The sequence below is a fragment of the Roseateles sp. P5_B10 genome (assembly GCF_056400485.1).
This window is the reverse complement of record NZ_JBFULE010000451.1, coordinates 1-4290: the sequence shown is the minus strand read 5'-3', so window position 1 is coordinate 4290 and position 4290 is coordinate 1. Positions and strand designations below refer to the sequence as shown.

Sequence of the window (4290 nt, the reverse complement as noted above, 5' to 3'; positions counted from 1 at the left end):
GTTCGACGAACCACCGGCCGCGGACGCGCGGCCGCCCGAGTACCGGCTGCGGCGCGCCAGCGGCGGCGTGCCCGAGGCGCTCTACGCCCGCGAGATCGGCCGCGGCGTGCTGCGGCGCGACGGCGGGGAGTTCGTCGCCGAGGTGGACGACTCGCCAACGCCCGAGGGCTTGAGCGCCTACGTGCGCTACCACTACTGGGCCGAGCTGCGCATGCCGCCCGAGCGCCGCCTGCCGCCCGGCGTGGCCGAGATCCCGCTACCCGCCGGCGCCGTCGAGCCGCTGCAGCCGGCGCAGCGCCTGGACGCGCCAGGCGCGTTCAGCAGCGCGTCCGCGCCCGCGATGGCCATGTTCGTGCCGGCGGATATCCCGGCGTTGCCGGACGGCAGCGTGACGGCAACGGTAGGCGCCGGGGCCGCAGCCGGCACGTGGCGGCTGACGCTGGCGATCCGCGGCGGCCCGGTGGCCCACCCACGCGCGGTGGGCGGCTTCAGGGTGCAGGTGCATCTGAAGCTGGATGACGGCGACTGGGCGCCCGAGGCTGCCGCGGTGCCGCTGGACAGCGGTGCGCTGGACCTCGTCATCGAGCGTGCCGTGCCTGCCGTGCCGCCGGTGCCGGCCTTGCAGCTGGCGCTGGTGCTGGTCGACCCGGTCGGCCGCGAGGCGCCGCTGCTGCGGGTCGCCGCCACGCCGGTGTGACGCCGGCGGCGGTGGCTCAGGCCGTCATCGCCCTGGCCACCAGCAAGGTGTCGGTGAACTGCTCGAAGGCCACCACCCGCCCCGTCTTCAGCCGCCACACGTGAGCCACCCGCGCATGCAGGTCCTTGCCCGTGGCGCGGTGGCGGCCGCTGTAGTGGCCCAGGGCGACCAGCTGCTCGCCGCCGTCGATGAGCTGCTCCAGCGTGAAGCGATAGTCGTCCCAGTCACGGCCCAGCACCGCGAAGACGTTGCTGACGACAGCCGCGGGGCCGATCCAGGTGCCCGCGCAGGGGAAGCCGGCCATCTCCGTCCAGGCCACGTCGGGAGCCATGTCGGCCATCATGGCCAGGACGTCGCCGCGCGCCGAGGCGGCGTAGTGGTCGCTGATGATTTGCAGATTGCTCTTCACGCCTGCCTCCGGCTCACGAGGCACAGCCATCGATGCTGCAGAACGCGGCTGCGTCGCCGGGCTGCGCCGGCGCCTGGCCGAGCATGCCCTGCAAGGCGGCCGCGAAGTCCTGAGGCCGCCCCAGGTGGGCCGTGGCGTCCACGCGGCTGAGGCCGGCTTGGGTCTCCAGCACAAAGCTCGGGAATCCGCGCGCGCCCGTCTGCGCCATGAAGCTGCGCGTCTGCTCGATGTGGGCCTRCACCGGGCCCAGGCTCTGGCGGCCCAGCTCGGTCGCGAATTCCGCCCTTGGCAGGCCGATGGTGCCGGCCAGCTCGATCAGCACGGCCGGCTCGGCAATGCGGCGGCCCTGCACGTAATGGGCGGCCTGCAGCTCGGCCAGCATGTCCGCGCCACGGCCGGCAAGGGCTTCGGCGGCGAGGATGGCGGCGGTGGGCGGCTCGGAGTCGAACACCGCCTGTGGGTCGCACAGCAGGCCGTCGCGGTAGGCGTCGCCGAAGGGCTGGCCGGTGGCTTGGGCAATGCGCTGGTCATGCGCCAGYACGTAGGCGCGCAGCTCGGGCGTGACGGGCTGGCGTTGCGGGCCGGTCATCATGCCGCCGGCATGCAGGCGCACCGGCAGCAGGCCGCGGGCCGCGCGCACCAGGGGCGCGGCGCCCCAGCACCAGCCGCACAGGGGGTCGTAGATGTAGTGGAGGACAGGGCTCGTCATGGTGCTCACCAGGCCATTTCGCCCTTGTTGACCTTGGCGCCGATGTCCRGGGCCATGCCCAGACCGGCCTGGGGATACGCCTGCTTCATGGCGGCGATGAGGTCGGCGCCGGTCTTGGCCTTGGCGGCCTCGGCGTCGAAGCGGCGCAGGTAGTCGCGGGTGTAGCGGATGGCGCTGGTGTCGAGCGCGGTGCCGGCGGCCATGTGGCCGGGCACGACGGTGACGGGCTGAAGGGCCTCGATCTCGTCAAGCTGGGCCAGCCAGGCCTGGCGTTCGGCGGGCTTCTGGGTGTCGGCCGTCCAGACGTGCAAGTTGCCGAAGATGGCGATGTTGCCGGCCACGGTCTTGATGGACGGGATCCACACATAGGGCCGGTGGGCCAGCGCGCCGGTGGTGCCGCGCACCTCGATGGTCTCACCGTCGACGGTCAGGGTCGTGCCCTGCAGGGCCTCGGGCACGATCGGCTGCTGGGGCGCGTTGGCGCCCATCTTGGGCGACCAGAAAGCCAGCTTGCCGGCCAGCTTGGCCTGGATCTTCTCGCGCACGGCGGGCGTGGTCACCACGCGGGCCTGGGGGAAGACGGTCTTGAGTGTCTCGGCACCGAAGTAGTAGTCCGGGTCGGCGTTGCTGATGAAGATGGTCTTGAGCGTCTTGCCGCTGTCCAGCACGTTGGCGGCCACGCGCAGCGCATCGGCACGGGTGAAGCCGCTGTCGATGACCAGGGCCTCGGTCTTGCCGCTGATGACGACGGCGTTGACGTGGAAGCTGTTGCCGTCGGCGTTGTAGACCTTGACGGCCAGCGGGGCCTGGGCCAGGGCGCTGCCCGTGGCAACCATGCCCAGGGCCAGGGTGGGCAGCAGGCGGCGGGCGAGTTGGCTGAGAGGGAACATGAGCATCTCCGGTGGGGGTCTGGTGGCCGTGCCGAGGTGTCGGCGGGGTGTGGGGCGAACTCTAGGTTTTGCGGTATGGTTGATAAAGACCGATTCGGTTGACTATTTATTTCGTTTTTCGTCGCAATCAAAGAAAGAGATCATGGATCGCCTGACCGCCATGCGCGTCTTTGTCGAGGTGGCCGACCGCGCCAGCCTGACCCAGGCGGCCGATCAGCTGGAGATGTCCACCGCCATGGTCAGCCGCTATCTGGCGGCGGCCGAGGACTGGTTCGGCGCCCGGCTGCTGCACCGCACGACACGCCGCGTCAGCCTGACGGATGCCGGCAGCGCCGTGCTGCCCGCCTGCCGCCAGATGCTGGACCTGGCGCTGGAGACCCAGCACCTGGCCGCCGAGCGCAGCCGCGAGCCGGCCGGCCTGCTGCGGGTGACGACGCCGGGTTCGCTGGCCGAAGCCCAGCTGACGGCCGCGGTGGTGGATTTCCAGCGCCAGTACCGCCAGGTGGAGGTGATGCTGTCGGTGGCCGACAAGGCGGCCGACCTGGTGGCCGAGCGGGTCGACCTGGCCGTGCGCATCACCAACACGCTGGACCCGGCCATGATCGCCCGCCCGCTGGCCGTGTGCCGCTCGGTGCTGTGCGCCTCGCCGGCCTATCTGCAGCAGCACGGCACGCCGCGCACCGCCGACGAGCTGCGCCAGCACCGCTGCGTGGCCCACGCCTTCGGCATCGGCAAGCAGTACCGCTTCATGCGCAGCGCCGAACTGATCACCGTGCCGGTGGAGTGGAGCCTGCACACCAACGAGACCGCCGTGCTGCGCCGCGCCGTGCTGGCCGGGGCCGGCGTCGGCATGCTGCCCACCTACTACCTGGGCGATGATCTGCGCGCCGGCCGGCTGCTGCCCCTGCTGCCCGACCACCAGCCCGAGGTGCTGGGCATCCATGCCATCTACCTGTCGCGCCAGCACCAGCCGCTGGCGCTGCGGCTGCTGGTGGACTTCCTGGCGGCACGCTTCGCAGGCGAGCCCTGGGACCGTGAACTGAACGCCGCCCCTGCGGCTGCGCACGAGGAGACTGCATGAACCAGCCCTTGCTCGACGTGCTGGCGCTGCTGCGCGCCGGCCAATGGGTGCAGGCGCACGACGAGGTGCAGCGCCACGATTCGCCCGAGGCCGCCTGGCTGCATGCCCTGGTGCATGTGCAGGAGGGCGACCTGGAGGACGCCGAGTACTGGTACGGCAAGGCCGGCCGAGACTGGCGCCGCCGCCTCGGGCTGGCCGAGGAGCTGGACGCGTTGGAGCGGCAGCTGCGTCTTTAACTGGCGCGACAGCGCGCGCAGGCCGGCCTGGCGGCCGCTCAGGTGCAGGGTCAGGCGCTGGCCGGCCGCGAGCCCCTCAAAATGTCAGCGCATCCACACGCCCCGGGACCTCGCGGTCCGGCATGCCGCGCACATCCCTGGCCGAGAATTCGCTGACCCCGCGCAGCGCGAACAGCGCCGCCCCGCCCTGCCCGCGCCGCAGATTGACGGCATGGAAGCTGGCATCGCTGACATCGTCCAGCACGACCGCGGTTCGCCCCTCCGGCTT

General features: G+C 71.8%; 7 protein-coding genes. 3 read left to right on the top strand and 4 right to left on the bottom strand.

Features of this window, described 5'->3' with window-relative positions:
• A partial coding sequence (locus AC1DU6_RS21665; protein ID WP_477859517.1) for a hypothetical protein occupies positions 1-697 on the top strand: 697 nt, incomplete at its 5' end.
• Between the two features lie 16 nt (positions 698-713).
• On the opposite strand, the gene AC1DU6_RS21660 is transcribed toward AC1DU6_RS21665, so the two are convergent.
• From AC1DU6_RS21660 to AC1DU6_RS21650, 3 genes are read right to left on the bottom strand one after another with little or no spacing between them, the layout of a single operon-like run.
• Positions 714-1106 (bottom strand): nuclear transport factor 2 family protein, encoded by a 393-nt coding sequence (locus AC1DU6_RS21660; protein WP_457352996.1) that lies wholly within the window; start codon positions 1104-1106, stop codon positions 714-716.
• Positions 1107-1119: 13 nt separating this feature from the next.
• A complete protein-coding gene (locus AC1DU6_RS21655; protein WP_477859516.1) occupies positions 1120-1815 on the bottom strand; it encodes a DsbA family protein in 696 nt (231 codons plus the stop codon).
• A gap of 5 nt (positions 1816-1820) precedes the next feature.
• Entirely contained in the window at positions 1821-2705 is an 885-nt protein-coding gene (locus AC1DU6_RS21650; protein WP_477859514.1) for an MBL fold metallo-hydrolase, read from the bottom strand.
• Between the two features lie 142 nt (positions 2706-2847).
• On the opposite strand from AC1DU6_RS21650, the gene AC1DU6_RS21645 reads away from it, so the two are divergent.
• Entirely contained in the window at positions 2848-3786 is a 939-nt protein-coding gene (locus AC1DU6_RS21645) for a LysR family transcriptional regulator (RefSeq protein ID WP_457323538.1), read from the top strand.
• Positions 3783-4022 carry a hypothetical protein gene (locus AC1DU6_RS21640; protein ID WP_457323539.1) on the top strand — a complete coding sequence of 80 codons (240 nt, stop codon included), beginning with the start codon at positions 3783-3785 and terminating at the stop codon, positions 4020-4022. Before AC1DU6_RS21645 ends, AC1DU6_RS21640 begins: the two co-directional genes overlap by 4 nt.
• A gap of 76 nt (positions 4023-4098) precedes the next feature.
• Here the strand turns inward: AC1DU6_RS21640 and AC1DU6_RS21635 are convergent.
• Positions 4099-4290: hypothetical protein (locus AC1DU6_RS21635; protein ID WP_477859512.1), on the bottom strand; the 192-nt coding region annotated here is incomplete at its 5' end.